The sequence below is a fragment of the Cryptosporangium sp. NPDC051539 genome (genome assembly GCF_044454545.1).
Classification (GTDB): domain Bacteria; phylum Actinomycetota; class Actinomycetes; order Mycobacteriales; family Cryptosporangiaceae; genus Cryptosporangium.
On sequence record NZ_JBITDV010000011.1, the window covers coordinates 21,844 to 48,562 of the forward strand.

24 protein-coding genes are annotated in these 26,719 nt (G+C 70.7%); 14 read left to right on the forward strand and 10 right to left on the reverse strand.

Annotation, left to right across the window (positions count from 1 at the left end):
• The first annotated feature begins 80 nt into the window (after positions 1-80).
• Positions 81-1,469, forward strand: a complete 1,389-nt coding sequence (locus tag ACIBZJ_RS30470) for an alkaline phosphatase PhoX (RefSeq protein ID WP_395935652.1) — start codon at positions 81-83, stop codon at positions 1,467-1,469.
• Between the two features lie 61 nt (positions 1,470-1,530).
• Here ACIBZJ_RS30470 and ACIBZJ_RS30475 read toward each other — a convergent pair whose 3' ends face one another.
• From ACIBZJ_RS30475 to ACIBZJ_RS30490, 4 genes are all read right to left on the reverse strand, one after another.
• On the reverse strand, positions 1,531-1,935 hold the full coding sequence (locus tag ACIBZJ_RS30475) for a hypothetical protein (RefSeq protein ID WP_395935654.1): 405 nt from the start codon (positions 1,933-1,935) through the stop codon (positions 1,531-1,533).
• Entirely contained in the window at positions 1,932-2,363 is a 432-nt protein-coding gene (locus ACIBZJ_RS30480; RefSeq protein WP_395935656.1) for a hypothetical protein, read from the reverse strand. Before ACIBZJ_RS30480 ends, ACIBZJ_RS30475 begins: the two co-directional genes overlap by 4 nt.
• Positions 2,360-2,737 (reverse strand): hypothetical protein, encoded by a 378-nt coding sequence (locus tag ACIBZJ_RS30485; protein ID WP_395935658.1) that lies wholly within the window; start codon positions 2,735-2,737, stop codon positions 2,360-2,362. The genes ACIBZJ_RS30480 and ACIBZJ_RS30485 overlap by 4 nt, the downstream gene beginning before the upstream one ends.
• Before the next feature lie 104 nt (positions 2,738-2,841).
• Positions 2,842-3,597, reverse strand: a complete 756-nt coding sequence (locus ACIBZJ_RS30490; protein WP_395935660.1) for an SDR family NAD(P)-dependent oxidoreductase — start codon at positions 3,595-3,597, stop codon at positions 2,842-2,844.
• A gap of 87 nt (positions 3,598-3,684) precedes the next feature.
• On the opposite strand from ACIBZJ_RS30490, the gene ACIBZJ_RS30495 reads away from it, so the two are divergent.
• The 6 genes from ACIBZJ_RS30495 to ACIBZJ_RS30520 all read left to right on the forward strand — a co-directional run bounded on the left by ACIBZJ_RS30495 (position 3,685) and on the right by ACIBZJ_RS30520 (position 13,594).
• On the forward strand, positions 3,685-4,518 hold the full coding sequence (locus tag ACIBZJ_RS30495; protein WP_395935662.1) for a helix-turn-helix transcriptional regulator: 834 nt from the start codon (positions 3,685-3,687) through the stop codon (positions 4,516-4,518).
• A gap of 130 nt (positions 4,519-4,648) precedes the next feature.
• Positions 4,649-10,129 (forward strand): carboxyl transferase domain-containing protein, encoded by a 5,481-nt coding sequence (locus ACIBZJ_RS30500; RefSeq protein ID WP_395935664.1) that lies wholly within the window; start codon positions 4,649-4,651, stop codon positions 10,127-10,129.
• The gene (locus ACIBZJ_RS30505; RefSeq protein ID WP_395935666.1) at positions 10,120-11,022 is read left to right on the forward strand and encodes an alpha/beta fold hydrolase; all 903 of its coding nucleotides are present in this window, start codon (positions 10,120-10,122) and stop codon (positions 11,020-11,022) included. Before ACIBZJ_RS30500 ends, ACIBZJ_RS30505 begins: the two co-directional genes overlap by 10 nt.
• Positions 11,023-11,034: 12 nt before the next feature.
• Entirely contained in the window at positions 11,035-11,829 is a 795-nt protein-coding gene (locus ACIBZJ_RS30510) for an MBL fold metallo-hydrolase (protein WP_395935668.1), read from the forward strand.
• Positions 11,826-12,263: a nitroreductase family deazaflavin-dependent oxidoreductase gene (locus ACIBZJ_RS30515; protein WP_395935670.1), complete on the forward strand. Its 438-nt coding sequence runs from the start codon at positions 11,826-11,828 to the stop codon at positions 12,261-12,263. Before ACIBZJ_RS30510 ends, ACIBZJ_RS30515 begins: the two co-directional genes overlap by 4 nt.
• Before the next feature lie 128 nt (positions 12,264-12,391).
• Complete coding sequence (locus ACIBZJ_RS30520; RefSeq protein ID WP_395935672.1) at positions 12,392-13,594, forward strand: ABC transporter substrate-binding protein; 1,203 nt, start codon at positions 12,392-12,394, stop codon at positions 13,592-13,594.
• A gap of 58 nt (positions 13,595-13,652) precedes the next feature.
• On the opposite strand, the gene ACIBZJ_RS30525 is transcribed toward ACIBZJ_RS30520, so the two are convergent.
• Both ACIBZJ_RS30525 and ACIBZJ_RS30530 read right to left on the reverse strand, forming a co-directional pair.
• On the reverse strand, positions 13,653-14,255 hold the full coding sequence (locus ACIBZJ_RS30525) for a hypothetical protein (protein WP_395935674.1): 603 nt from the start codon (positions 14,253-14,255) through the stop codon (positions 13,653-13,655).
• An 80-nt stretch (positions 14,256-14,335) separates the two neighbouring features.
• Positions 14,336-15,022, reverse strand: coding sequence for a response regulator transcription factor (locus ACIBZJ_RS30530; RefSeq protein WP_395935676.1), 687 nt, complete (start codon positions 15,020-15,022; stop codon positions 14,336-14,338).
• Between the two features lie 306 nt (positions 15,023-15,328).
• Between ACIBZJ_RS30530 and ACIBZJ_RS30535 the strand changes: the two genes are divergently transcribed.
• Genes ACIBZJ_RS30535 through ACIBZJ_RS30550 form a run of 4 tightly spaced genes read left to right on the forward strand, consistent with a single transcriptional unit; the run spans position 15,329 to position 20,564 of the window.
• Positions 15,329-18,301, forward strand: a complete 2,973-nt coding sequence (locus tag ACIBZJ_RS30535; RefSeq protein WP_395935678.1) for a nitrate- and nitrite sensing domain-containing protein — start codon at positions 15,329-15,331, stop codon at positions 18,299-18,301.
• Positions 18,298-18,729 carry a roadblock/LC7 domain-containing protein gene (locus ACIBZJ_RS30540; protein ID WP_395935680.1) on the forward strand — a complete coding sequence of 144 codons (432 nt, stop codon included), beginning with the start codon at positions 18,298-18,300 and terminating at the stop codon, positions 18,727-18,729. Before ACIBZJ_RS30535 ends, ACIBZJ_RS30540 begins: the two co-directional genes overlap by 4 nt.
• 12 nt (positions 18,730-18,741) lie before the next feature.
• Positions 18,742-19,374, forward strand: coding sequence for a GTP-binding protein (locus tag ACIBZJ_RS30545; RefSeq protein WP_395935682.1), 633 nt, complete (start codon positions 18,742-18,744; stop codon positions 19,372-19,374).
• The gene (locus tag ACIBZJ_RS30550; protein WP_395935684.1) at positions 19,371-20,564 is read left to right on the forward strand and encodes an ABC transporter substrate-binding protein; all 1,194 of its coding nucleotides are present in this window, start codon (positions 19,371-19,373) and stop codon (positions 20,562-20,564) included. Before ACIBZJ_RS30545 ends, ACIBZJ_RS30550 begins: the two co-directional genes overlap by 4 nt.
• Before the next feature lie 13 nt (positions 20,565-20,577).
• On the opposite strand, the gene ACIBZJ_RS30555 is transcribed toward ACIBZJ_RS30550, so the two are convergent.
• The 3 genes from ACIBZJ_RS30555 to ACIBZJ_RS30565 are packed head-to-tail and all read right to left on the reverse strand — an operon-like array spanning position 20,578 to position 22,550.
• Entirely contained in the window at positions 20,578-21,063 is a 486-nt protein-coding gene (locus tag ACIBZJ_RS30555) for a hypothetical protein (protein ID WP_395935686.1), read from the reverse strand.
• Positions 21,064-21,103: 40 nt separating this feature from the next.
• Positions 21,104-21,868: an ABC transporter permease gene (locus ACIBZJ_RS30560; protein ID WP_395935688.1), complete on the reverse strand. Its 765-nt coding sequence runs from the start codon at positions 21,866-21,868 to the stop codon at positions 21,104-21,106.
• Positions 21,861-22,550 (reverse strand): ABC transporter ATP-binding protein, encoded by a 690-nt coding sequence (locus ACIBZJ_RS30565; RefSeq protein WP_395935690.1) that lies wholly within the window; start codon positions 22,548-22,550, stop codon positions 21,861-21,863. The genes ACIBZJ_RS30560 and ACIBZJ_RS30565 overlap by 8 nt, the downstream gene beginning before the upstream one ends.
• A gap of 132 nt (positions 22,551-22,682) precedes the next feature.
• On the opposite strand from ACIBZJ_RS30565, the gene ACIBZJ_RS30570 reads away from it, so the two are divergent.
• Genes ACIBZJ_RS30570 through ACIBZJ_RS30580 form a run of 3 tightly spaced genes read left to right on the forward strand, consistent with a single transcriptional unit; the run spans position 22,683 to position 25,166 of the window.
• Positions 22,683-23,891, forward strand: a complete 1,209-nt coding sequence (locus ACIBZJ_RS30570) for a sensor histidine kinase (protein WP_395935692.1) — start codon at positions 22,683-22,685, stop codon at positions 23,889-23,891.
• On the forward strand, positions 23,888-24,541 hold the full coding sequence (locus ACIBZJ_RS30575) for a response regulator (protein WP_395935694.1): 654 nt from the start codon (positions 23,888-23,890) through the stop codon (positions 24,539-24,541). The genes ACIBZJ_RS30570 and ACIBZJ_RS30575 overlap by 4 nt, the downstream gene beginning before the upstream one ends.
• A gap of 1 nt (position 24,542) precedes the next feature.
• Positions 24,543-25,166 carry a transporter gene (locus ACIBZJ_RS30580; protein ID WP_395936266.1) on the forward strand — a complete coding sequence of 208 codons (624 nt, stop codon included), beginning with the start codon at positions 24,543-24,545 and terminating at the stop codon, positions 25,164-25,166.
• Here ACIBZJ_RS30580 and ACIBZJ_RS30585 read toward each other — a convergent pair.
• Positions 25,135-26,661, reverse strand: coding sequence for an FAD-binding oxidoreductase (locus ACIBZJ_RS30585; protein ID WP_395935696.1), 1,527 nt, complete (start codon positions 26,659-26,661; stop codon positions 25,135-25,137). The two genes, ACIBZJ_RS30580 and ACIBZJ_RS30585, sit on opposite strands and share 32 nt — an antisense overlap.
• Between the last annotated feature and the right edge of the window lie 58 nt (positions 26,662-26,719).

The window sequence follows — 26,719 nt, forward strand, 5'->3', positions numbered from 1 at the left end:
ACTGAGGACTACGAGCTCCGTTCCGGCCCGTGCCGAAAGGTTTGCGTCGATCCAGACGCAGTCGCGAAGGAGCTCCCCTCATGACCGACGCACTCTCCCGACGTAACGCTCTCCGCCTCGGTACCGCCGGTGCCCTCGGCATCACGTTCGCCGGCAGTTTCGAGGCGATCGCGGGCACCGGTGCCACCGCCGCCCCGGTGGCGAAGAGCACCGGCTACGGCGCCCTGGTCAAGGACCCGAAAGGCCTGCTGGCACTGCCCAAGGGCTTCACGTACTCGATCGTCGCCGAGGCGGGCAAGACCACGCTCGAGTCCGGCCAGCCGACGCCGAGCGACGCCGACGGCACGGCCGGTTACCCGAGCCACCGCGGCCTCACGCTGGTGAACAACCACGAGATCGACGGCACCGAGCCGTATCCGGTCCCGGCGATCGAGGGCCTGGTCTACGACCCGGGAGCCGGCGGCGGCACGACGAACATCGACGTCGACCGCCACGGCAAGCGGATCCGCGAGTACGTCAGCCTGGCCGGTACGCACAACAACTGCGCCGGCGGCAAGACGCCCTGGGGCACATGGCTGACCTGCGAGGAGACCGAGCAGAAGGCGGTCGCCCCGTTCACGAAGGACCACGGCTTCGTCTTCGAGGTCGACCCGTTCGACCGGAACGCGAACACGAACCCGGTCGCGTTGAAGTTCCTCGGCCGCTACGCGCACGAGGCGGTCGCGGTCGACCCGAACACCCACGTGATCTACCTGACCGAGGACGCCAACACGCCGCACGGCCTGTTCTACCGGTGGACCCCGCCGCACGGCTTCCACGGCGGCAAGGGCGCGCTCAAGCGGCTCGCGGCGAAGAGCGACACGGCCGGCACGCTCCAGGCGCTGAGCGCCTTCGACGGCAAGACCCACATCACCGACCTCTCGCAGGCGACCAAGCCCGGCACCCGCTACCGGGTCAAGTGGGTCGACGTGCCCGACCGGCTGGCCTCGGAGACCTCGGTGCGCAAGCAGTTCACCGCCGACCAGGTGACGAACAGCCGCAAGCTCGAAGGGGCCTGGTGGGGGCACCACGGCGCGTACTTCGTCGCCAGCTACGCGCGGAAGACCGACGGCAGCGTCGCCGAGCACGACGGCCAGGTCTGGTTCTACGACCCGCGGTCGAGCACGATCACGCTCGAGACGATCTTCGGCGTCAACCCGACCCCGGACGTCGACGGCCCGTTCGACGGGCCCGACAACATCACGGTCTCGCCCTACGGCGGCGTGATCGTGGCCGAGGACGGCGAAGGCGTGCAGCACCTGGTCGGCGTCACGGACCGGGGCGCGTCGTACCCGCTGGCCCGCAACGACTTCAACGGCAGCGAGTTCACCGGCCCGAACTTCAGCGCCGACGGCTCGATCCTGTTCGCGAACATCCAGACGCCCGGTTACGTCCTGGCGATCACCGGCCCGTGGCATCGCGTCCGCTAATGCGGCTCCGCTGAGCGCGAAGGGGCGGGCCGCACAGCGGCCCGCCCCTGGGTTCCCCGGCTCACCGGCGCGCGTAGAACGCGCGGCTCCGCGAGCCCAGCAACAACACCAGCACGAGGACGCCGAGCCCGAGCTGGGTCAGCGACAGCACCCCGTGCTCCAGCCGATCGCTGGTCACCGCGAAATCGACACCGGGCACGACGACGCCGACCCCGGCGACGAACGCCGCCAGTATCTGCAGCGCCGCGACGACGATGGCGATCGTGTACGCGCGGTGGCCGCCCTGCCAGAGTCCCCTCAGGACCAGCACCCACAGCACGACGAAGACCAGGGGAGCGATCCCCCACAGGTCCCCGTGCACCAGGTCCGACACACCGGAGTAGACGAGGTTCAGTGGCACCAGCGCGAGCAGCACGATCGCTCCCAGTGCGGCGGCCGGCGGCCGCGTCGGCGTCGTGACGTTCACTTGTGCCTCCCAGCACCGGCGGCGAAGAACAGACGGCTTTGGCGGGATCCCACCAGGAGCGCCAGCACCGCGAGGGCGAGCGCGAGCCCGGTGATCGACGGGACGGTGTCCACGAACCCGTGGATCTCGCCGGTGTCGTCGAGCTCGGGCACCAACGGGGCCAGCGCGGTGGTGAGCGCGGACATGATGGTGAACGCCGTGGCGACGACCGCGAACGCATAGGCGATCCGCCCGCCCCGCCAGAGCCGGACGATCAGCAGCGTCCACAGCCCCAGGAAGACGATCGGCACCGCGACCCAGGGGTCGAGGCCGACGACCTCCCCGACGGTGACGAACGCCAGCCGGACCGGCAGGATCGCCAGCAGCACGATCGCGACGATGGTCGGCGCCGGCGGCCGTACGGACGCGTCGGAGATCATCGTGCTCATCGGCGTCGGGCGTAGTAGGCGCGGACGCTCCGGGGGTACAGCAGCGCGACGAGCACCGCCAGACCGAACACCGTGCGCGCCACCGGCCAGACGGCGTCGTGCCAGTCGTCCAGGTCCGACAGCGCCGGGAACGCGCCGGCGACGGTGAGCGTGGCGGCGACCGTGACCAGGACGTATGCGAGGTTGTTGCCGTTCCAGAGCCCGGTCAGCAGCAGGCCCCACACGCCGAGCTCGAGGACCGGGCCGATCACCAGCAGGTCGTGGTGGAGAAATCCGGCCGTGACGAGGTATCCGAAATACCCCGCGTAGACGCCGGCCAGAAGCGTGACGAGAACGGCTGCCGGTGGCCGCACCGGTACCGGTAAGGCGTGCACAGGGACCCCCTTGGAGAGTGACGTGTCAACGTCCACAAGGGTCCGATCTCCGGGCTGAGCAGTTGGTTCGCGGCCCGACGCCGAGACTGTGCGGGTGACGACAGTCAGGCGCCGGCGCCCCCGTCGACCCGAAGGACGGTCCCGGTGACGAACGACGCCCGGTCGCTCAGCAGCCAGGCGACGGCCTCGGCGATCTCCGACGGCTGGGCACCGCGCCGCAGCGGGGTGGCCGCCACGAGCCGGTCCTGCAGGCCGGGCTCGTCGGCCTCCCAGGCCCGGATCATCTCGGTCAGCGTGTTGCCCGGCGCGACGCCGTTGACCCGGATGCCCTCCGGACCCCAGTTCACCGCAGCCGACTCGGTCAGGCTGTTCAGCGCCCGTTTCATCGCCCCGTACGCCGGGAGCACCGGGTTCGCCCGCCAGCTGCCGACACTCGAGTTGTTGACGATCGCCCCGGTGCCCGCCGTCGAGCGGATCGCGGCGACCTCGGCGACCATCGCCAGCCACTGCCCGCGCAGGTTCACCTGGTACAGCCGATCGAAGTCCTCCACTCCCACGGCGTCCACGGGGGCGGGCCCGGCGTTCACCGCCCCGTTGTTGAAGGCCACGTCCAGCCGCCCGTACAGCGACACCGCGCGGGCGACCGCGGAACGCACGCTCGCCTCGTCGGCGAGATCGCACACCACGTACTCGGCCACGCCTCCGGACGCCCGCACCTCGGCGGTGACGGCCTCCAGTTCGGCGGACGTCCGCGCGGCGAGCAGCACCCGCGCACCCTCGCGGGCGAACAAGCGGGCCGCCGCCGCTCCGATACCGCGCCCGGCACCGGTGATGAATGCAACTTTGTTCTCCAGCAACATGCCCACCACGGTCGTCCGGGCCGGTGCCGTCAGCCAGGCACCGCCGGTACCTGGCTGCGGGCCGGGACGGGGCGCACACTCGTCACCGTGGACCGGAACGAACTCGCCGACTTCCTGCGCACCCGGCGCGAGCGGATCACCCCCGCCGACGTCGGCCTGCCCGCCGGGCGGCGGCGCCGGACGCCGGGCCTGCGCCGCGAAGAGGTCGCCCACCTCGCGTTCATTTCGACCGAGTACTACACCCGCCTGGAACAGGCCCGCGGCCCTCATCCGTCCCGCGAAGTGCTGGCCGGGCTGGCCCGCGCGCTGCGCCTCAGCGACGCCGAGCGGGACCACCTCCACGAACTCGCGGGCGCGCCGCCCGCGCTGCCGCCCGGCCCACCCCGAGACGTCCGCCGGAGCATCTACGACCTGATCGAGCGGTTGCCGCTGTCGGCGGCGTTCGTCACGAGCGCGACGCTCGACGTGCTGGCCTGGAACGATCTCGCGGCCGCGCTGATGGAGGATTTCTCGGCCGTACCTCCGCGGGAACGAAACCTCATGCGCCGGGCCTTCTTCGGTACGCTCTACGGAGTCTCGGACACCGAGGCGTTCGCCCGCTCGTCCACTCAGCGACTCCGCCGCGCCGCCGGTCGCTACCCGGCCGATCCGGACGTGAAAGCCCTGGTGGAGGACCTGCTTGCCGGAAGCGCGACGTTCGCCGAGCTGTGGGCCTCCCACGACGTCGACCGCGAGCCGACGCTGCGCAAGACGTTCAACCACCCGCTCGTCGGCCCGATCACTGTCAATTGCGACGCACTGGACATCGCGGACTCCGATCAGCAGCTCGTCATCTACACCGCCGAACCGGGATCACCCTCCGAAGAAGCGCTCCGGCTCCTGTCGGTGATCGGAACCCAGCGCATGGACGTGACGCACTGAGCGCGCCGTTCGCGTTTTTTGGAGGTTTCCTACAACACCAGCGCTCCACCGTGCGCGATGCGATCCATTGGAGGGTTCCCCGGAATCGAGCAAGGTAGAGGCCGAGGCTATTCAAAGGAGGCTCGGTCGGGTGTTCAGTCGTGTCGCCATCGTCAACCGCGGAGAGGCCGCCATGCGGCTCATCCACGCCGTCCGGGATCTCTCGGCGGAGACCGGCGCAAAGATCGAGACCGTCGCCCTCTACACCGATGCCGACCGGTCCGCCACGTTCGTCCGCGAAGCCGACGTGACGTATTCGCTGGGCCCGGCGTCCAAGCGCCCCTACCTCGACCACGCGGTGCTCGAGCGGGCGCTGGTCGAGACGAAGGCCGACGCGGCCTGGGTCGGCTGGGGCTTCGTCGCAGAAGACCCCGCGTTCGCCGAGCTCTGCGAGCGGATCGGCGTCACGTTCATCGGGCCGAGCGCCGAGGCGATGCGCCGGCTCGGCGACAAGATCGGCGCGAAGCTGATCGCCGAGGAGGTCGGTGTTCCGGTCGCCCCGTGGAGCCGGGGCGAGGTCGCCACCCTCGACGAGGCACTGCGTGCCGGCGCGGCGATCGGCTACCCGTTGATGCTCAAGGCCACCGCCGGTGGTGGCGGTCGCGGCATCCGTCGCGTCGACGACGCCGACGATCTGGCCGACGCCTACGAGCGCACCAGCCAGGAAGCGCTCCGGGCGTTCGGCTCCGGCGTCGTCTTCCTGGAGCGCCTGGTCACCGGCGCCCGCCACGTCGAAGTGCAGGTCATCGCCGACGGCCAGGGCACCGCGTGGGCGCTCGGCGTCCGCGACTGCTCGGTGCAACGGCGGAACCAGAAGATCATCGAGGAGTCGGCCTCCGCGGTCCTCGACGAAAGTCAGGTCAAGGAGCTCAAATCATCCGCCGAGCGGCTGGCGATCCAGGTCGGCTACCGGGGCGCCTGCACGGTCGAGTTCCTGTACCACCCGGGTGAGAAGCTGTTCGCGTTCCTCGAGGTCAACACCCGCCTCCAGGTAGAGCACCCGATCACCGAGATCACCACCGGGACGGACCTCGTCCAGCTGCAGCTGCACGTGGCCGGCGGGGGCCGGCTGGAAGGCCCGCAGCCGGCCGAACTCGGCCACGCGGTCGAGGCCCGGCTGAACGCCGAAGACCCCGACCGCGATTTCGCACCGTCACCCGGCCGCATCGCGCGTCTCGCCCTGCCCGCCGGCCCGGGCATCCGGGTCGACACCGGGGTCAGCGAGGGCGACACGATCCCGGCCGACTTCGACTCGATGATCGCGAAGATCATCGCTTACGGCCGCGACCGCGAGCAGGCGCTCGGCCGGCTGCGGCGGGCGATGGCCGAGACGATCGTCCTCATCGAGGGCGGTGCCACCAACAAGAGCTTCGTCCTCGATCTGCTCGACCAGCCCGAGGTCGTCGACGCCAGCGCCGACACCGGCTGGATCGACCGGGTCCGGGCCGAGGGCCGCCTGGTCAACCACCGGCACTCGGCGGTGGCGCTGGCCGCCGCCGCGATCGAGGCCTATCAGGACGAGGAACTGGTCAGCCGCGGCCGGCTGCTCGCGACCGCGCACGGTGGGCGTCCGCAGGTGCAGCACGAGCCCGGGCGTCCGCTCGACCTGAAGCTCCGCGGCGTCGGCTACCGGGTCGCGGTCACCCGCACCGGCCCGCACCGCTTCCGCGTCGCGTTCCCCGGCATCGGTGCGGCCACGGCCGACGTCGAGGTCGACCGGTTCGACGAGCACACCGGCCAGATCGTCGTCAACGGGCACCGGTTCCGGCTGGTGTCGGCGACGCACGGCCCGATCCACCTGGTCGAGGTCGACGGCGTCGCGCACCGGATCAGCCGGGACGAGGGCGGCGTCGTCCGTTCGCCGGCGCCCGCGCTGGTGGTGGCTACCCCGCTCGGCGTCGGTGACGAGGTCGAATCCGGTGCGCCGATTCTCGTCCTCGAGAGCATGAAGATGGAGACCGTGCTGCGCGCGCCGTTCCGCGCCCGGGTCCGCGAGTGCGCGGTGTCGGTCGGCAGCCAGGTCGAGACCGGAGCACCGCTGCTGCGCCTGGAGCCGTTGCCGGAGGAAGGCGCGGCGGAAGAGGCGGCGGCCGAGGCCGCGGTCGAGATCGAGCTTCCCAACGGCCACGGCGAGCCCACCGCGGCCGAGCGCCTGACCCGCGGCCTGCAAGACCTGCAGAGCCTCCTGCTCGGTTTCGACGCTGACCCGGACGACTCCAAGCGCGTGCTGGCCGACTACCTGGCGGCACGCGCCGAGCTGGGCGAGCGCCCGGTCCAGGGCGAGCTCGACCTGCTCACGGTCTTCGCCGACCTCTCCGAGCTGAGCCGCAATCAGCCGAGCGGCGAGCTGGACGTCGAGCCGGGAAGCCCCGTGCACAGCCCCCGCGAATATCTGCACAGCTACCTGCAGAGCCTCGACGTCGAGCGGGCCGGTCTGCCCGAGCGGTTCCAGGCCAAGCTCACCACGCTGCTCGCTCACTACGGCGTCACCGACCTCGACCGGACGCCGGAACTGGAGGCCGCGGTCTTCCGGATCACGCTGGCCCAGCAGCGGATGAGCGCGGACGTCGCGGTGGTGTCCGAGCTGCTGCGGCAGTGGCTGGCCGGTCCGCCGCCGGTGGGTGCGATGCGTGAGCCGGCCGGGCTCGTCCTCGAGCACCTCGTCCAGGCCACCCAGGTCCGTTTCCCCACCGTCTCCGACCTGGCCCGCGGTGTCGTCTTCCGCTGGTTCGCGCAACCGCTGCTGCGCCGCAACCGGGCCCAGGTCTATGCGGCCGTCCGCGAGGATCTCCGCTATCTCGACCACCATCCGGACGCCCCGGACCGCGCGGATCGCATCCAGGCGCTGGTGGCCAGCGCCGAACCGCTCGTCCGGCTGATCGGGCAGCGGATCGGTCGTCCGGGACGGGACCCGGTGCCGCTGCTCGAGGTGTTCTGCCGCCGCTACTACGGCAACCGGGCGCTGTCCGGGATCACCGTGCTGGAGGTCGGCGGCTGCCGGTTCGTCACCGCGCAGCACACCGCGCCGGACCGGGTGACCCGCCTGGTGAGCACCGCGGTCGACTTCGAGGCGCTGCCGAGCGCGGTCGGCGCCGTGCACGCGCTCGCCGCCGACGTCCCGGCGCGGGGCCTCGTCGCCGACCTCTACGTCACCTGGGACGACCAGCCGGACGCCGACGCGATGGCGGTGCGGCTGGGCGAGTTGCTGTGCGGCGACCCGCAGTCGGCCGGCGTCCGGCGGATCACGATCACGGTGGCCGGCGCGCCCGGCGCGGTGATGCACCACCACTTCACGTTCCGGCCGTCCGAGGACGGATTCGAGGAGGACCGGCTGATCCGCGGGCTGCACCCGCAGATCGCCCGGCGTCTGCAATTGCAGCGCTGGCGCGCGTTCGACCTCACCCGGCTGCCCTCGTCGGACGAAGAGATCTACCTGTTCAAGGCGGTCGCGCGCAGCAACCCGTCGGACGAGCGGCTGATCGCGTTCGGCCAGGTCCGCGACCTGACTCCGCTGCGCGAGACGGACGGGCGCCTGGTCGCGCTGCCCGCACTGGAAGACGCGATCACCACCGGTCTGGACGCGATCCGCGGCATCCAGGCCCAGCGTCCGCAGAACCGGCGGTTCGATACGAACCGGATCATGATGTACGTCTGGCCGCCGACCGAGCTGACCAACGACGAGATCGAAGCGCTCGTCCAGCGCGTGCTGCCGGCCACGGCCGGTGCCGGCCTGGAAGAGGTCCAGTTCATCGGCCGCGCGCCCACGCCCACCGGCGACCTGGCCGAGGTGTCGGTGCGGATCGGCTTCGACCCGGGGCGGGGCGTGCGCCTGGACGTCGGCGAGACGTCCGACGAGCCGTTCCAGCCGCTGGACGACTACCGCCAGAAGGTGCTGCGGGCCGCCCGGCGCGGAACCGTCTACCCGTACGAGCTGATCGGGCTGATCGCCGGGGCCGAGGGCACGTTCGTCGAGCACGACCTGGACGAGACCGGGAACCTGGTACCGGTCGACCGGCCCAAGGGCGAGAACAAGGCCGCGATCGTGGCCGGGGTCGTGACGACGCCGAGCCGGCGGCACCCCGAGGGCGTCACCCGGGTCCTCCTGCTCGGTGACCCGACCAAGGCCCTCGGTGCGCTCTCGGAGCCGGAGTGCACGCGGGTGATCGCCGCACTCGACCTGGCCGAGCGGTTGCGCGTTCCGCTGGAGTGGTTCTCGCTGTCGGCGGGCGCACGGATCTCGATGTCGTCCGGTACCGAGAACATGGACTGGATCGCGGCGGCGCTCAAGCGGATCGTGACGTTCACCCAGGACGGCGGCGAGATCAACATCGTCGTCGCGGGCATCAATGTCGGCGCCCAGCCGTACTGGAACGCCGAAGCGACGATGCTCATGCACACCAAGGGCATCCTGGTGATGACGCCGGACTCCGCGATGGTGCTCACCGGCAAGCAGTCGCTCGACTTCTCCGGCGGGGTCTCGGCCGAAGACAACTACGGCATCGGCGGCTACGACCGGGTGATGGGCCCGAACGGCCAGGCGCAGTACTGGGCCCCGAATCTGCCCGCGGCGCGGGACGTCCTCATGAAGCACTACGACCACACCTACGTGGCGCCGGGTGAGACCTCGCCCCGGCGGGCCCCGACCGTCGATCCGGCCGACCGGGACGTGTCCGACTTCCCGCACGCGATCGTCGAAAGCGACTTCCGGACGGTCGGGGAGATCTTCTCGGCCGAGCACAACCCGGACCGGAAGAAGCCGTTCGACATCCGCACCGTCATGCGCGCGCTGTCCGACCAGGACCATCCGGTGCTGGAGCGGTGGGCAGGCATGGCCGACGCCGAGACCTCGGCGGTGCAGGACGTGCACATCGGCGGTCGGCCGGTCTGCCTGATCGGGATCGAGTCGCGGTCGGTGCCGCGACGCGGCTTCCCGCCCACCGACGGGCCCGACACCTACACGGCCGGGACGCTGTTCCCGCGGTCGTCGAAGAAGACCGCGCGGGCGATCAACTCGGCCTCGGGGAACCGGCCGCTGGTCGTGCTCGCGAACCTGTCCGGGTTCGACGGGTCGCCGGAGTCGATGCGCAAGCTCCAGCTGGAGTACGGCGCCGAGATCGGCCGGGCGATCGTGAACTTCCGCGGCCCGATCGTGTTCTGCGTGATCTCCCGCTACCACGGCGGAGCGTTCGTGGTGTTCTCGAAGGCGCTCAACCCGAACATGACCGTGCTCGCGCTGGAAGGTTCGTTCGCGTCCGTCCTCGGCGGTGCTCCGGCCGCGGCCGTCGTGTTCTCCAGCGAGGTGAACAACCGCACCGCGACCGACCCGCGGGTGACCGAGCTGCAGGCGCAGCTCCCGACCGTGAGCGGCGCGGAGCGGGCGGCGCTGACCGCGCGCCTGGCCGACGTGCGGACCGCGGTGCGGGCCGAGCGGCTCGGCGAGGTCGCGGCGGAGTTCGACCGGGTGCACAGCATCCAGCGCGCGGTGGACGTCGGGTCGGTGGACGAGATCATCAGCGCGTCCGAGCTCCGGCCGAAGATCATCGAGGCGATCGAGCGGGGCCTATGCCTTTGACGAACGATCCGCCCGGGATCCACGACGTCCCCGACGAGTTCACCACCGCGCGTGTCGACGTCGGGGACGTCGAGATCTTCGTCCGGTACGGCGGCTCCGGCCGGCCGCTGGTGCTGCTGCACGGCTATCCCGAGTCGCACCACCTCTGGGCCCCGATCGCCGAGGCGCTCGCCTCCGAGTTCACGGTCGTGCTGCCCGACCTGCGGGGCTACGGCGAGAGTGGCAAGCCGCCCTCGGCCGACGACCACTCCACGTACTCGAAACGCGCGATGGCGGGAGACGTGCGGAACCTGATGCACCACCTCGGGTTCGACGTCTTCGACGTCGCCGGTCACGATCGGGGTGGACGGGTGGGCTACCGGCTCGCCCTCGATCATCCGGACGCCGTCCGGCGTCTGTCCGTGCTCGACATCGTGCCGACCGGCGAGGTCTGGGCCCGGGCCGACGACCGGTTCGCGCTCGGGTACTGGCACTGGCCGTTCCTCGCGCAGCCGTCGCCGGTGCCCGAGACCCTGATCGGCCGTGACCCCGATTGGTTCTTCTTCGACGCCCAGTTCGGCGGCATCATGCGATCGTTCCCGGCGCTGGCCGAGTACTCGCGGTACGTCAACGATCCCGAGGTCGTGCGCGCGATCTGCGAGGACTACCGGGCCGGCGCGACCTACGACCGCGCGCTCGACGCCGCCGACCGCGCGGCCGGGCGGCGGATCGGCTGCCCCGTCCAGGTGCTCTGGGGCGCGAAGGGCGTGATCGGCAAGTGGTACGACCCGCTCGCGGTCTGGCGGGACTGGGCATCCGATCTGACCGGCGAACCCCTCAACAGCGGCCACTTCCTCCCGGAGGAGAACCCGGCCGCGACCACGTCGGCACTCCGGCGTTTCCACGGCGACTGAAAGGCCCGGCGGATGGGGATCACCCACATCGGCGGCCCGACCGTTCTCTTCGAGACCGCGGGCCGCCGGATCCTGACCGACCCGACGTTCGATCCTCCCGGCCGCCGGTACAGCTTCGGTTTCGGGACGGCGTCCCGGAAGGTCACCGGCCCGGCCGTTCCGGCCTCCGGCGTGGGACCGATCGACGTGGTGCTGCTCAGCCACGACCACCACGCCGACAATTTGGACGACGCCGGTCGCGCGCTTCTGCCGTCGGCCGGCACCGTGATCACGACGACGAGCGGCGCCAGGCGATTGGGCGGCGCGGGGCAGTCGGGCGGCGCGGGGCGGTCAGGGCCCGCGGACGTCCGCGGGCTGGCGCCGTGGGAGTCGACCGTGCTGTCGTCGCCGGGAAAACCCGACCTCACGATCACCGCGACGCCGTGCCGCCACGGCCCGCTGTTGTCGCACCCGATCGTCGGGGACGTGGTGGGGTTCGTGCTCTCCTGGGAAGGCGGACCCGGCCCACTCTGGATGACCGGCGACACCGTGCTGTACGACGCCGTGCGCCAGGTCCCGGATCGGATCGACGTCGACACGATGCTGTTGCACCTGGGCAGTGTGCAGTTCGGGCTGACCGGCCCGGTGCGCTACACGATGAACGCCCGGGAGGGCCTGGAGCTGATCGGACTCGCGAAACCGAGGTTGGTGGTGCCGGTGCACTACGAGGGTTGGAGTCACTTCCACCAGCCCGAATCCGAGGCCCGCACACTCCTGCACGACCCGCAGGTGCATTGGCTCGAACCCGGGGTAAGCACTGAGGTATGACATCTGCACTGGAACTGCACGGAACGCCTCACGTCGAGCGGTACCTGGAGACCAACGGCGAGGACGGGTACCACTGGCGGAACGGGACGACGATCCTGCTGCTGTTCACCCAGGGGCGTAAGTCCGGTGAGCAGCGGACGCACGCGCTGATCTTCCGTCCGTGGGGGGAGGACGCCTACCTGGTCGTCGCGTCGAAAGGTGGCAACGACGCGCCCCCGGCCTGGTTCCTGAACCTCGAGGCCGACTCGGCGGTCGAGGTTCAGGTCAAGGGCGACCGGTTCCCGGCCCGGGCCCGGGTGGCGACGCCGGAGGAGAAGCCGGAGATGTGGGCGACGATGGTCGACGCGTGGCCGGACTACGCCGAATACCAGAAGAAGACGAGCCGGGAGATCCCGGTCGTGGTACTCGAACGAACCAGGTCATTGCATTCATGAATTCCTCATGAAGGCGAGTCGATTCTCGAAAAATAGCCGAGATATTTGCGAACACCGCTTTCGGATCCCCGTTCCACTGTGGTGGAATTCGGCCCGTCGCTGCCGAATCCGTGGAAGAAAGCTGGTCGATGAGCTTACGCAGGGTTTTTACCGGTGCGATGGTCGCGGCGCTGGTCAGTCTCGCTGCCGCGTGCGGCACCAGCGAGGAGAACGGCAGTTCGGAGTCGGGCGGTGCGTTCACGCCGCCGAAGTTGTCGGCGTTGGACAAGTTGGGAAAGTCGGAAGGCGCGCTGAACGTACTGGCGTGGGCGGGGTACGCCGAGGACGGTTCGAACGATCCGAAGGTCGATTGGGTGAGTCCGTTCGAGAAGTCGACCGGGTGTCAGGTCAACGTGAAGGTGTTCGGTACGTCGGACGAGGCCGTGTCGCTCATGAAGACCGGCCAGTACGACACCGTCTCCGCCTCCGGTGACGCCTCACTGCGGCTCATCGCGGGTGGTGACGTGGAGCCGGTGAACACGGGGCTGGTGCCGAACTACGCCGACCTCTTCGGGTTCCTGAAAGACCAGAAGTGGAACAGCGTGAAGGGGGTCTCGTACGGGATCCCGCACGGCTGGGGTGCGAATTTGCTGATGTATCGCACTGATGTGGTGAAGCCGGCGCCGACGTCCTGGAGCGCGGTGTTCGAGGCTGACGCGGCGACGAAGGGCAAGGTCACGTCGTACGACTCGCCGATCTACATCGCGGACGCGGCGCTGTACCTGATGAAGTCCAAGCCCGACCTCAAGATCAAGAACCCCTACGCGCTGGACGACAGGCAGTTCGCCGCAGCCGTCGACCTGTTGAAGAAGCAGAAGGCGAACGTGGGGGAGTACTGGTCGGACTACCTCAAGGAGGTGTCGGCGTTCAAGTCGGGTGACTCGGTGATCGGGACGACTTGGCAGGTCATCGCGAACGTGGCGAAGTCGGAGAAGGCTCCGGTGGAGGCGATCCTGCCGTCGGAGGGTTCGACCGGTTGGTCCGACACCTGGATGGTGGGGGCGAAGTCCAAGCACAAGACGTGTGCGTACAAGTGGCTCGACCACATCGTGTCGCCGACCGTGAACGCCCAGGTCGCGGAGTACTTCGGCGAGTCGCCGGCGAATCCGAAGGCGTGTGCGTTCACCGCCGACAAGAACCACTGCGACACCTACCACGCCGGTGACGAGGCCTACGCGAAGCAGATTTGGTACTGGTCGACGCCGATCACCCAGTGCCTCGACGGCCGTACCGACGTGAAGTGCAAGGACTATTCGAACTGGACCGCGGCCTGGACCGAGATCAAGGGGTAGGACCGGCTCGGCCCGCCCGGCCGACGTTCCGTCCCGGGCGGGCCGTGCACTACGACAGCTAGATCGAGATCCGGATGCCGAGGAGGTCGACGTCGATGAGCTTGCCGCCTTCGTCCTCGTCCGCGCCCTTCTCGTCGTCGGCCGGGGGGTCGGCCGGGGAGGACTCGGTGGGTGCGGCCTCGTCGGCAGGCGGCTCGGACGGTGCGGCGCTCTCCGGAGCCGTGGCCGTGGCACTCGGGTTCGCGGACGCGGACGCCGACGGGGACGGGTCGGCGGTCGTCTCCCTGGCGTCGTTCTCGGTCTCCACCGAGATCGGCCGGCCCGGTGCCCCGAGCGGCTCGTTGCTCTCGGTCGGATGCCGGCTGGGCAGCCCCAATGCTTCGGATTCACCCGGGCTGAGCAGCCCGAGCACCACGACCGTGGCGTACGCCAGCCCGATGAGGCTGGCCACGCACAACGCGAACCGCACGGTGCGCGAGACGGTGGACGGCGCGAACGCCGGTCCCTCTTCGAGGTCGCGCTGCCGACGTCTGCGGTACCGGTGACGCCCGGGGTCGGGCGCCGCGACGGGAGGAAGTTCGGCCTCGGTCGATCTCTCCAGCGCTTCCGGTAACGACTCCTGTTCGGTGTCGTCGACCAGCGCTATCGGCACTCGAGCCATGGTTAGCATGTTAAGCCTTGTGTCCAGTTATGCCTAGTTGTGCTGATGATTCCCCTGATACGTAGTTCTATTGTGGCTGGTCACGCCGGCTCGGCCTGGCGAATCTCCACCACGTACCCGGCTCCCCGAACCGTGTGGATGAGCGTCGGGTAGCCGAGCTTCCGCCGTAGCTGCGCCACGACGACGTCGACCACGTTCGACATCGGCTCGGTTCGCGAGTCCCAGCAGTGCTCGATCAGCTGGCTCCGGCTGATGATGTCGCCCGGCGCCGAGGCGAGGATCTCCAGCACCGCGAACTCCTTCGCGGTCAGCGTCAGCAAGACCCCGCCGCGCCGGACCTGCCGACGCCGTACGTCGATGTCCACGTCGCCGACCTGCAGGATCGTCGTGGCGGGGCCGCCACTGTTGGCCGAGCGACGGCACAGGCTGCGGACCCGGGCCACGAGTTCGGCGGTGGCGAACGGCTTCACCAGGTAGTCGTCGCCGCCCGAGGTGAAGCCCGCGACCCGGTCGGCCACGGTGTCGCGGGCGGTGAGGAACAGCACCGGCGTCGACCAGCCGGCCCGGCGTCTGCCTTCGACGTACGTGATGCTGTCGCCGCTGGGCAGGATCCGGTCGAACACGACGCACCCGTACGGGTGCGTGGTGATCGCGTCGTGGGCGGGCGGGATGTCGTCGACCAGGTCGACCGCCATCCCCGCACCGCGCAGTGCCGCGGAGACCGCATAGCCCAGTTCCGCCTCGTCATCCACTACGAGTACCCGCATGCCGCACATCGTGCCATTGTTCGAACCGGGCCCGGTAACGGTCTTCATGAATTCCTCATGATCGAGCCGCTCATGAGGAATTAATGAGGTTGAGTCGATATGCACAACTCGTTCGATCGAATTGACGGACTGCCTTTCCTAGTTCGTTTCCATTGTGGTGAAATGCAATTCGAGCGGGACCGGTGGACGCACGTGCGCACCGGCTGCGGCGCATGTTCACCTACTGATCGCATGGACGGAGGAGTCGTGCCAACGTCCCTTCTGGACCGGAGCCCCGTACGGCCACCGGAAGATAACGCGGAGCGGGTGGACAGCACCGGCCGACCGGCCGAAAAGCACCCATCGTCCGAGCTCGACACGGATTACCGGACAGGCGTCGGGACCCGCCTGTTCGGCAATACCTCGATCCGGCTGAAGGTCATCTGGATCACGCTGGTACCGCTGATCGCGATGTTCCTGTTCTCGGGAATCGTGGCCCACTCGGTGCTGGACGAGGCACAGACGGCGAGCAAGATCCAGGATTTCGCCCGGCTCGGTAACCAGTCGTCGTCGCTGGTCGACGTCCTGCAGATCGAGCGGTCATCGGCGGCGGCGTACGTCACCGACCCCGGAAAGACGCCCGGTCATCCGACGCTCAAGCATTTCGTCGAGCAGGGCCGGAACACCGACGCGGGTTTCCGCCGGTTCCTCGACGAGTACGAGAGCCTCGACCCGGACATCTCGGCGCCGATCAGCTCGGAGTTCGAGCAGGTGAAGCGCGGCTACGCGGTGATGACGCGCAACCGTGACGCGGTGATCGACCAGGCCCGCAAGGGCGGCGTCCGGGTCGGTGCGGCGGTCACCATCTACGAGCAGCTGATCACCAGCCTGCTGCAGGTGAAGGAGCGCCTCGCCGGTGCCGCGGCCGGTGACGAGGCCCTCTCGGCCCAGCTGACCGCGGTGTCGGCCTTCGCGAAGTACAAGGAGGCGATCTGGCAGGAACAGATCGTCGTCCGTACCGCGCTGGAAGACGGCAACAAGCGATTCACGAACGACACGTTCGGCGCCTTCCGCGCCGCGGTCTCGGACGAGAGCGCGTTCCGCAGCCAGTTCCTGCTCTCGGGGACCGACCGTCAGCAGCGGATCCGCAACACCACGCTGACCGAGGAGCTGACCTACCAGCAGCTGCGGACGCGAGCCCAGAACGCCGGGCTCGGCAACCCGCTGTCGTTCAGCCTGGCCACCTGGCTGGAGACCAGCGACCGCGAGAACACGCTGCTCCGCGGCGTCGAGCAGCAGCTCAACTCCGCCACCGTGCGGGACGCCGGCTCGTTCCGGGCCGACGCCATGCAGCAGGCGATCATCGTCATCACGGTGGCGCTCGCCGCCCTGGTCGTCGCGTTGATGGTCTCGCTGGCGGTCGCCCGGTCGATGATCCGCCCGCTGGTGCGGCTGCGATCGAGCGCACTCGAGGTCGCCTACCAATCGCTGCCGGAAGTCGTCCGCAAACTGCAGGACGCGGACCAGCAGACGGTCGCGGCGGCCTCGGCGGAACTGCAGGCGCGGACCGTCGACGTCCAGTCCAGTGACGAGATCGGCCAGGTGGCGCAGGCGTTCAACGCGGTCCACCTGGAAGCGGTGCGGGTCGCGTCCGAGCAGGCCCAGCTGCGGCAGAGCGTCTCGTCGATGTTCGTGAACCTCTCCCGGCGCTCCCAGCTCCTGGTCGACCGGCTGATCCGCCTGATCGACGGCCTGGAGCAGGGCGAGCACGACCCCGACCGGCTGTCGGAGCTGTTCAAGCTCGACCACCTCGCGACCCGGATGCGCCGGAACGACGAGAACCTCCTCGTGCTCGGGGGCGCGGAGTCCGGGCGCAGCTGGGCCAAGCCCGCCCCGCTGCTCGACGTCCTCCGGGCGGCCACGGCCGAGGTCGAGCAGTACACCCGGGTCAAGCTCGGCTCGATCGACGAGGGGGTCGAGATCGCCGCCGGTGCGGTGAACGACACCGTCCACCTGGTCGCCGAGATCCTGGAGAACGCGACGTCGTTCTCCTCGCCCCGCACGGACGTGACCGTCGACGCGCGGCGCGAGGGTGGCCAGGTCGTCATCGAGGTGATCGACCAGGGCATCGGGATGTCCCGGCAGCAGCTCGCGGAGTTCAACGAGCGGCTCGCGAAGCCGCCGGTGTTCGACATCGCGGTCTCGCGCATGATGGGTCTGTTCGTGGTCGGCCGGCTGGCCTCCCGGCACGGCGTCAAAGTGATGCTCCGCGACGGCTCCGGCGGCGGGGTGCTCGTGATGATCACGCTCCCGTCCGGGGTCCTGCACGTCACTGCGCCGTCGGTGGACGCTGCGCCGGTGGGCGCCGTCGATCTCGGGAACCGGCCGATCGAGCGGATCGCGTCGGAACGCCTCGACCTGCCGAAGCGCGAGCCGTCCGGCGGCTCGGCGGTGAACGGATCGTCGTTCGACGGGACGTCGTTCAATGGGTTCGCCACCCCCGGGACCACGTACGCGCCGACCTCCGGCTTCGGCAACTGGTCCGCCTTCGAACCCCCGACGGTCCGCATCACCGCGCCCGAGCCCAGCTGGTCGCAGCCGACGCAGCCGCTCGCGGTGTACCCGGAACCCACGGTCGAGATGCCGTTGCCGATCTTCGAGGCGACGGAGTCCGACTGGTTCCGTTCCCGTCCGGCCACGCTGCCCCCGGTGCCCGACGCACCCGGGGCCGGCCGGACCTCGGGCACCCACGTGTCCGGCCCAGACCCGGCGCCGATGTCGGACTCCGCCCCTGCATCGGCGCCGGCTCCACCGTTCCCGCCCGCACCGGCCACCCGGCCGATGCAGCCGCCGGCACCGATGCCGGGCCCTCGGCCACCGGCCGTCCGCCGGCCGGCCTCGGCGCTCCCGCCGGTCTCGGTGCCGTCCCTGGCGATGTCCGCTGCGGCCCGCACCGGTGCCCCCCGCTTCGGTGAGTCCCGCACTCCGGTCCCTCCATCGGCCCCGACGCCGATGGCGGGGCCGGCCATCCCGGCTCCCGCACCAACGGTGTCGTGGGAGTCGCCGGCCGACAGCGGCTGGAAGGCCGCGCGGGCGGCGGCCGAGTCCGGCCCCAGCGACCTGACCGATTCCGGCCTTCCCAAGCGCGTGCCGATGGCGCACTACGTGCCCGGACGCGTCGAGCGGGCACCGAAGCTCGCGCCCACGCAGCGATCGCCGGAAGCGATCCGCGGTGTCCTGTCCAGCTACCGCAGCGGTCTCGAGCAGGGCCGCCTCCAGATCACCAAGGAGGAGAAGTGAACGCGGCCCAGAGCCTCAGCTACGACGCCCAGAACCTGAACTGGCTGGTGGGCAACTTCGCCAACCGGGTGCCCGGCATCGCCCACGCGGCGGCCGTGTCCGCCGACGGACTGCTGCTGGCGGTCTCCGACGGGCTCCCGCGCGACCGTGCCGACCAGCTCTCCGCGATCGCCTCGGGTCTGGTGAGCCTCACCCACGGCGCCGCGCTCTGCTTCGAGGGCGGCAACGTCAGCCAGACCGTGGTCGAGATGGACACCGGCTTCCTGCTGGTCATGTCGATCAGCGACGGCTCGTCGCTGGCCGTGCTGGCGTCCCGGTCGTGCGACATCGGTCAGGTCGGCTACGAGATGGCGCTGCTCGTCGAACGGGTCGGTCAGGTACTCACCCCGGCGCTCCGGTCGGAACTACACGGCGCTCTGTCGCTCTGAGAGGGGTGTCCGGTGAACTTCGGAAGCACTAGCACGCTCGACAAACCGCGTCGGTCGGCCACCGAGGCCACGTCCGCGAAGATCGTGGTGGCGGGAGGATTCGGCGTCGGGAAGACGACCCTGGTCGGGTCCGTCTCCGAGATCACGCCGCTGACGACCGAAGCGATCATGACCGCGGCGTCGGTCGACGTCGACGACGTCTCCAAGGTCAGCGGGAAGACCACCACGACGGTGGCGATGGACTTCGGCCGGATCACGATCGACGAGGACCTGATCCTCTACCTCTTCGGGACGCCCGGCCAGACGCGGTTCTGGTTCATGTGGGACGAACTGGTCCGGGGCGCGATCGGCGCGGTCGTGCTGGTCGACCCCCGGCGGCTGGCCGACTGCTTCTCGGCCGTCGACTTCTTCGAGCAGCACGACGTTCCGTACGTCGTCGGCATGAACTGTTTCGACGGGATGCAGTCCAACACCGTCCGGGAGATCCGGGAGGCGTTGTCGATCCGGCCGGACGTGCCGATCCTGGCGTGCGACGCCCGGCGGCGGGAGTCGACCAAGAACCTGCTGATCGCGCTGGTCGAGTACGTGCTGCGGATGCGCGGCGCGGGCGGCCTGACGAGTCGTACCGCGGTGCCGCAGACGTGAACACGCGGACGATCCTGGCCGGGTCGCTGGCGCTGCTGCTGGCCGTCGCCGGGTGCAACGCCAAGACCGAGAGCGAGAGCACCGGGACCGGCGGGTTCACGCCCCCGAAGCTCGCGCCGCTGGCCGAACTCGGGACGCCGGAGGGCGCGCTGAGCGTCCTGTCCTGGGCCGGATACGCGGAGGACGGCTCGAACGACCCGGCGATCGACTGGGTGACGCCGTTCGAGCAGGCGACCGGCTGCCAGGTCAGCGTCAAGGTCTTCAACACGTCCGACGAGGCCGTGACGTTGATGAAGACCGGAAAGTACGACGTGGTCTCGGCGTCCGGCGACGCGTCGCTGCGGCTGATCGCCGACGGCACGGTCGAGCCGGTGAACACCGGCCTGGTGCCGAACTACGCGAACCTCTACGGCTTCCTCAAGAACCAGCGGTGGAACAGCGTCAACGACGTCTCCTACGGGATCCCGCACGGTTGGGGCGCGAACCTGCTGATGTACCGCAAGGACGCGGTGAAACCGGCGCCGACGTCGTGGAGCGCGGTGTTCGCGCCGAGCCTCTCGGTCGTCGGCAAAGTGACCGCGTACGACTCGCCGATCTACATCGCGGACGCCGCACTGTGGCTCATGAAGCACCAGCCCGACCTCGGCATCACTAACCCGTACGCGCTGGACGACAAGCAGTTCGCGGCCGCGATCGCGGTGCTCGAGCAGCAGAAGGCCAGCGTCAGTGAGTACTGGAGCGACTATTCGGAGGCGGTGTCGGCGTTCAAGTCGGCCGACTCGATCGTCGGAACCAGCTGGCAGGTGATCGAGAACGTCGCGAAGTCCGAAGGCGCGAACGTCGAGGCGATCCTGCCGTCGGAGGGCTCCACCGGGTGGTCGGACACCTGGATGCTCAGCGCGAAGTCCCCGCACAAGACCTGTGCCTACAAGTGGTTCGACCACATCGTCAGCCCGCGGGTGAACGCGCAGGTCGCCGAGTACTTCGGGGAGGCGCCGAGCAATCCCGAGGCGTGCGCCTTCACCGAAGACAAGACGCACTGCGACACCTACCACGCCAACGACGCGTCCTACGCGAAGCGGATCTGGTACTGGAGCACGCCGCTGTCGTCCTGCCTGGACGGTCGCACCGGCGTGCGCTGCAAGGACTACGAGGACTGGGCCCAGGCCTGGACCACGATCAAGGGTTGACCTCCCCGCCGGCTCAGCCGGTGGGGGAGGGGAACAGGCGCGACCAGAACGTTTCCGGGGAGTCCGGCGGCTCCGAGGGAGACACCGACGAGGAGGGCCCAGTTGCGTGGGACGGGGCTTTCTTCGACGGTGCGGAGCCGACCGGACGTGTGGGGGTCGGCGCCGGCGACGCGGCTTGACGGGGCTGCGTCGCCGGCGCCGGTGCGGTGGCCGACCGGCGCGGGGCGGCCGAGGTCGCCGACGGGGCCGCGGAGCTGGCCTCGCCCGGCAGCGGCAGCGCCGAGATGCCGTGGCCGCCGCCGAGCATGCTGACGCCGAGTAGCGCGGTGTACGTGAGCGCGGTGCCGACCGCGAGACCGAGCCCGACCTTGAGCCAGCGCTTCCGGCGCCCGCTCTGGTCGAGGAAGATCTCCTGCCCGGCGGGCTGACCACCGCGCCGGTGCCGACCGGCCTTGGTCACCGGCGTCATCAGGACGGTGTCAGCGTCGGTATCAGACATGCAGATAACCTAGCATTTCAGTGTTTATCCTGATAGGACTTCACGCATTTCGCTGGAGCAACACGAGGATGCCGAAACCGAGTGCCAGCAGCGGATAGACGACCAGGGCCACCGCGGCTCCGGCCGGGCCGAGCGGGAATGATGTCGCCCCGGTGAGCTGACCGGCCAGCGACGGCAGCAGTGCCCCGAAGACCCGTTCGTCCCAGGGATCCGGCAGGTACACGGCGAAGGCCGGCCCGACGAAAAGCAGTACGGCGATCGCGCCCACCGCCCCCGCCGACGAGCGGAACACCGCTCCGAGCCCCACCCCGATCAGCGCCGCGACGAGGCTCGTCGCCGTGTTGGCCGCGGCGGTGCCCAGCGCGTCCGGAACGGACGTGAAGGGCTCCATCGGCGGCGGGCGGTCGCCGGCCAGCCAGAGGCTCATCAGCGCCGAGGCGGCGGCGGTCAGGACCGCGACCACGCCGGTCAGCCCGAGTACGACGATCACTTTCGCACCGAACAGCCGCGCCCGATTCGGCACCGCGGTCAGCGTCGTCGTGATCGCGCCGGTGCGGTACTCGGCGGTGATCGCGAGCGCGGCCAGGATCGCCAGGATCAGCTGGGAGAGGGGCCCGGTGATCACCGACATGTCGGCGCTCTCGAAGTGCGCCCGGTCCGCCGGCGGGGCGGCGTCCCAGGCCGCGACCATCGCGTGGCCGACGACCGTGGTCAGGGCGAACAGCGGGATCAGCGACCCGAGCAGCCAGTACGTCGAGCGTACCGACCTCAGCTTGAGCCACTCGGCCGCGACGGCGTCACGCATGCTCCACCAGCCGCAGGTAGGCGTCCTCCAGCGACGAGCCGAGCCCGTCCAGCGTCTCCTCGGCCAGCAGGCGTCCGGAACCGATGATCACGACCCGATCCGCGGTCAGCGCCATCTCCGACATCAGGTGGCTGGAGATCAGCACCGCCCGTCCGTCGTCGGCCAGCCGGCGGGCCAGCGTCCGGAACCAGCCGATGCCGGACGGGTCGAGGCCGTTGAGCGGCTCGTCGAAGATCAGCGTGGCCGGGTCGCCGAGCAGAGCGCCGCCGATCGCGAGACGCTGCCGCATGCCGAGCGAGAGGCCCTTGATCCGACGGTCGGCCGCCGCGCTCAGGCCCACTTCGTCGAGCACCTCGTCGGCGCGTGACGACGCGAGGCCGTTGCTGCGGGCCAGCACGCGCAGTTGCGTCCGGGCGCGCAGGCCGCCGTGCACCGCGGCGGCGTCCAGCACCGCGCCGACCACGGTCAGCGGCCGTTCGTAGGCGGCGTAGGGACGTCCGTGCACGAGCGCGGTCCCGCTGTTCGGCCGGTCGAGGCCGAGGATCGCGCGCAGCGTGGTGGACTTTCCGGCGCCGTTGGCGCCCAGGAAACCGGTGACGTGCCCGGCCGGCACCGTGAAACTCAGCCGGTCGACCGCGAGCGTGCGGCCGTAGCGTTTCGTGAGGTCGCGGACTTCGATCATGCACTCCACCGTGGACTTCCGGCGGCCCGGCCGGATCGGCCCGCGGTCGCGTTCCCGGTGGTGACGTCCGACCCCGGGATGACCTGCCGCGGGCTGATGCCCTCCCGCCCCCGGCCCGGTTACCGTCGCCGGGTGACGACGATCGGCTCCGTGCGCCGCCTGGTGCGCTCACCCCGGCTGGACAGCGCCGTGCTGCACGCCGCGGACGTCGTCGCCGCGGCCGTGTTCGTCGGGATCTACGTGCTCTTCGTCGGGCTCGGCGCGGATCCACCGGCGTCCGGACAGCAGTACTACGAGGGACCGGCCTGGGCCGGTTGGCTGATCGCGCTGGCGGTCGGCGCGCCGATCGCGGTCCGGCGCCGGTGGCCGACGGCCGCCTGGGCGGTGTCCTGCGCCGCGCTGACCGCGGCCACGATCGTGCACCTGACGCTGGAGCCCTGGCTCCCGGCCGCGATCATCCTGTTCTCGGTCGGGTTGCAGTCCGCGTGGCCGCGGGCACTGGCCGCGATCGGCGGCACGCTGGCCGCGTGCGCGGGCTCGCTGACGATCGCGGCGCTGGCCGGCCGGGACGGCCGGGCGGCCGACACCATCGGGCTGATCGCGTACGTGTCGCTGATCTCCGGCGGGTCGTGGGTCGCCGGTGCGATCGTCCGCGAGCGCCGGGCCGCGGCCGAGGAGCGTCGTCGCCGGGACGCGGAGCGCACGCTGACCGACGAGCGCCTGCAGATCGCCCGTGAGCTGCACGACGTCGTCGCGCACAGCATGGGCCTGATCGCGGTGCAGGCCGGCGTCGCCAACCACGTCGTCGAGGAACGCCCGGAGGCCGCCCGCGACGCCCTGCGGGTCATCGAGAACACCAGCCGGGCCGCGCTGACCGACATCCGCCGGATGCTCGGCGTGCTGCGGACACCCGAGGCCGAGTTCGCGCCGGCGCCCGGCCTGGACGCGATCCCGGCGCTGGTCGAACGGGCCCGGGCCGGTGGCGCCCGGATCGAGCTGACCGGCCGGATCGATCCGCGGCAGCACTCGGACGCCGTCCAGCTCGTCCTCTACCGGGTCGTGCAAGAGGCGTTGACCAACGTGGTGAAGCATTCGGCGCCGACGTCGGGCCGGGTCTTGCTGGCGGAGACCGGCGGCGAGCTGAGGGTGGAGGTCGAAGACACCGGCCCGCCCGCCGCGCGGCCGGACCCGCCCGAGGGCGGTCACGGCCTGATCGGACTCCGCGAGCGGGTCGCGCTCTACGGCGGTTCGCTGGTTGCGCTTCCCCGGCCCGAGGGAGGGTTCCGCCTGGTGGCGACACTTCCGGTAGCTCATCCGGACGCCACCGAGGTGCGCGGGTGAGCGTCCGGGTGCTGGTAGTGGACGATCAGGCGCTCGTGCGGGGCAGCTTCCGGCTGCTGGTCGACACCGCGGCGGGGCTGACCGTCGTGGGCGAGGCCGGCGACGGCCGTGAGGCGGTCCGGCTGGCCGCCGAGCTCCGGCCGGACGTGGTGCTGATGGACGTGCGGATGCCGGAGCTCGACGGAGTGGCCGCCACCCGGCGGATCTGCGCCGAGGTGCCGGGCGTGCACGTGCTCATCCTCACGACGTTCGACCTCGACGAGTACGTCTACGGGGCGCTGCGGGCCGGAGCCGCGGGCTTCCTGCTCAAGGACGCCCCACCGGCCGACCTGCTGGCCGCGATCCGGGTCGTCGCGGGGGGTGACGCCCTGCTGGCGCCGTCGGTGACCCGCCGGCTGATCGAGCGGTTCGCGGCCGCCGAGCAGCCGCGGCCCGTACCCCAGCTGGACGGGGTCACCCCGCGCGAACGCGAGGTGCTGGTGCTGATCGCCCGCGGCCTCTCGAACTCCGAGATCGCCGCCCGGCTGCACCTCAGCGAGGCGACCGTGAAGACCCACATCGGGCGACTCTTCGACAAGCTGCCCGCCCGCGATCGGGCCCAACTCGTGATCGCCGCCTACGAGAGCGGCCTGGTCGCCGTGGGGGAATAGCCTGTCGCCATGGTGCGGGTTCCGCCGAGTGTCTTCGCTCGCGGTGATCACGCCGATGCTGCTCGCTGCCCAGGCGGTGTTCCCGCACGCGGAGACGCTCGGCCGGGTGCTGGTCGACGTCGTGCTCGTGCTGGTGGTGCTGCTCGGCGGGTGGCTGACCGGCCAGTGGATCTACGGGCCGGTCGCGATCGACCAGGTGCACCCCGGATACTTCCTGCCAACGGTCGCCGGCGGCCTGCTGGCCGCGTTCAGCGCGGCCGCGGTCGGCCAGCGTTCGCTCGGCTGGGTCCTGTTCGGTCTGGGGACGATCTGCTGGCTGGTGCTCGGCTCGATCGTGCTGGCCCGGCTGCTGGTCCGGCCGATGCTGCCGACGCCGCTGGTGCCGACGCTGGCGATCGAGGTGGCACCGGCGCCGGTGGCGAGCCTCGCGTGGTTCCAGCTGCAGGGGCACGGCGTCGACCCGGTCGCGCTGTTCCTGGGCTGGGAGTACGTCGTCGTCGCCGCGATCTCGGTCCTGATCGTCGCGATCGCGGCGCGCACGGTGGTGGCGCTCTCGCGCGGTCGGTTCCTGCCGCGTCCGCCGGTGCCGGCCGTTACGCCCGCAGCAGCGACTGCGGGAAAGTGAACACGCCGTCCGGGTCGAAATGCTTCACGACCGTCTTCAGGCGCGGCAGGTTCGCGCCGTAGTAGGCGGTGGCCCAGTCGGTCTGGTCGGCGTTCAGGTAGTTGACGTACGCGCCGCTGCCCACCAGCGGACGCAGCGCGGTGGAGACCGCGTTCACCGCCGGCCCGCTGCTCGCCCGGCCGCTGTAGATCTGCACCGACGCGGTCGCCTTGCGGTGCACGAACGCGGTGTCGCCGGCCGCGAGCGACCCGACGGCGCCGCCGAGCGCGTCGAACAGCAGCACCATGCCGTTCCGGCGGCGGGCCACGTCGACGACCTCCGCGGCCGTCGAGGCGTTGATCGAGCCGTCGACCAGCCGGGACGCGGCCCGGAACGCTTCCGGCCGGTACGTGCCGCACTCGGCCGCCGTCTTGCTCAGGCACCCGGCGAACGAGCGCATCGCGTCCAGATAGGAGTAGGTGTGCTTCGTCCGGGACGTCGGGGCGGCACCGGCCGCGGAGATCAACGCCGAGAGCTGGGCGTCGAGCCCGTCGGGTGAGCCGGTCCAGGTGCCGGTGACGCGGTTGGTCGGTGCGGCGGCCGCGGTGATCGCGCAGAGCGACGTCAGCCGATTCGGCGCCGCGCGCATCCAGGCGGACCAGGCCGCGAGGACCTTCGCCGACGCCGCGGCCGGGAAGCGGAGCGTGAAGATCGTGACGGTCGGCGCGGGCACGGTGTCGAACGTGAACTGCGTGACGATGCCGCTGTGGCCGCCACCGCCGCCGCGCAGCGACCAGAACAGGTCGGCGTCGTGGTTGGCGTCGGTGGTGCGGATCTCGCCGTCGGCGGTGACGATCGTGGCCGACTTGAGGTGGTCGGACGTCAGGCCGTAGTTACGGACGACCACCCCGAAGCCGCCGCCGAGCGTAAGGCCGGCGACGCCGACCGTCGGGCACGACCCGGCCGGGATCGCGCGCCCGTGCGCGGCGAGCGCGGTGTAGACGTCGATCAGCCGGGCTCCGGAGCCGACGACCGCGGTGTGGTCCGTCCGGACCACGATGCTCTTCAGCGCGCGGACGTCCACGACCACGCCGCCGTTCGGCGTCGAGTAGCCGGGGTAGCTGTGGCCGCCGGAGCGGGCGGCGAGCGGTACACCGTGGCCACCGGCCCGCGTGATGCAGGCCCGCACGTCGTCCGCGTCGGCGACCTGGGCGATCGCGGCCGGTTTCCGGGTGCCGAGCGCGGTGTTGAACGGCGTCGCGGCGGTCGGGTAGCCGTTGTCGCCGGGGAGGAGCAGGTTTCCCTGCAGGGCCCGCCGCAGCCCGGGGAGGTCGAGGCCGGCCGGGGTGGTGGAGGCCTTGACCGGCGCCGCGGCCGATGCCGGGGTCGACGACGGGCCGGACGCCGGGCCTGACGACGCCGAGGTCGGGGCCGTCGCGGGGCGGCTGCACGCGGCGACGCCGGCGAGTGCGCCGAGCGCGAGGAACGATCGGCGATTCAAGGCGGAACCGGTCATGCTCGCATTCAATCGCCCTTGGTTGCCCCCTGCACGTGTCTGTCGGCTATCCGCGGCG

What these genes read in the sequence shown, in the direction of transcription:
- ACIBZJ_RS30470 (WP_395935652.1), top strand. Translation starts at nt 81, where the DNA reads ATGACCGACGCACTCTCCCGACGTAACGCTCTCCGCCTCGGTACCGCC.
- ACIBZJ_RS30480 (WP_395935656.1), bottom strand. Translation starts at nt 2,363, where the DNA reads ATGAGCACGATGATCTCCGACGCGTCCGTACGGCCGCCGGCGCCGACC.
- ACIBZJ_RS30490 (WP_395935660.1), bottom strand. Translation starts at nt 3,597, where the DNA reads ATGTTGCTGGAGAACAAAGTTGCATTCATCACCGGTGCCGGGCGCGGT.
- ACIBZJ_RS30505 (WP_395935666.1), top strand. Translation starts at nt 10,120, where the DNA reads ATGCCTTTGACGAACGATCCGCCCGGGATCCACGACGTCCCCGACGAG.
- ACIBZJ_RS30510 (WP_395935668.1), top strand. Translation starts at nt 11,035, where the DNA reads ATGGGGATCACCCACATCGGCGGCCCGACCGTTCTCTTCGAGACCGCG.
- ACIBZJ_RS30515 (WP_395935670.1), top strand. Translation starts at nt 11,826, where the DNA reads ATGACATCTGCACTGGAACTGCACGGAACGCCTCACGTCGAGCGGTAC.
- ACIBZJ_RS30520 (WP_395935672.1), top strand. Translation starts at nt 12,392, where the DNA reads ATGAGCTTACGCAGGGTTTTTACCGGTGCGATGGTCGCGGCGCTGGTC.
- ACIBZJ_RS30525 (WP_395935674.1), bottom strand. Translation starts at nt 14,255, where the DNA reads ATGGCTCGAGTGCCGATAGCGCTGGTCGACGACACCGAACAGGAGTCG.
- ACIBZJ_RS30530 (WP_395935676.1), bottom strand. Translation starts at nt 15,022, where the DNA reads ATGCGGGTACTCGTAGTGGATGACGAGGCGGAACTGGGCTATGCGGTC.
- ACIBZJ_RS30555 (WP_395935686.1), bottom strand. Translation starts at nt 21,063, where the DNA reads ATGTCTGATACCGACGCTGACACCGTCCTGATGACGCCGGTGACCAAG.
- ACIBZJ_RS30560 (WP_395935688.1), bottom strand. Translation starts at nt 21,868, where the DNA reads ATGCGTGACGCCGTCGCGGCCGAGTGGCTCAAGCTGAGGTCGGTACGC.
- ACIBZJ_RS30565 (WP_395935690.1), bottom strand. Translation starts at nt 22,550, where the DNA reads ATGATCGAAGTCCGCGACCTCACGAAACGCTACGGCCGCACGCTCGCG.
- ACIBZJ_RS30585 (WP_395935696.1), bottom strand. Translation starts at nt 26,661, where the DNA reads ATGACCGGTTCCGCCTTGAATCGCCGATCGTTCCTCGCGCTCGGCGCA.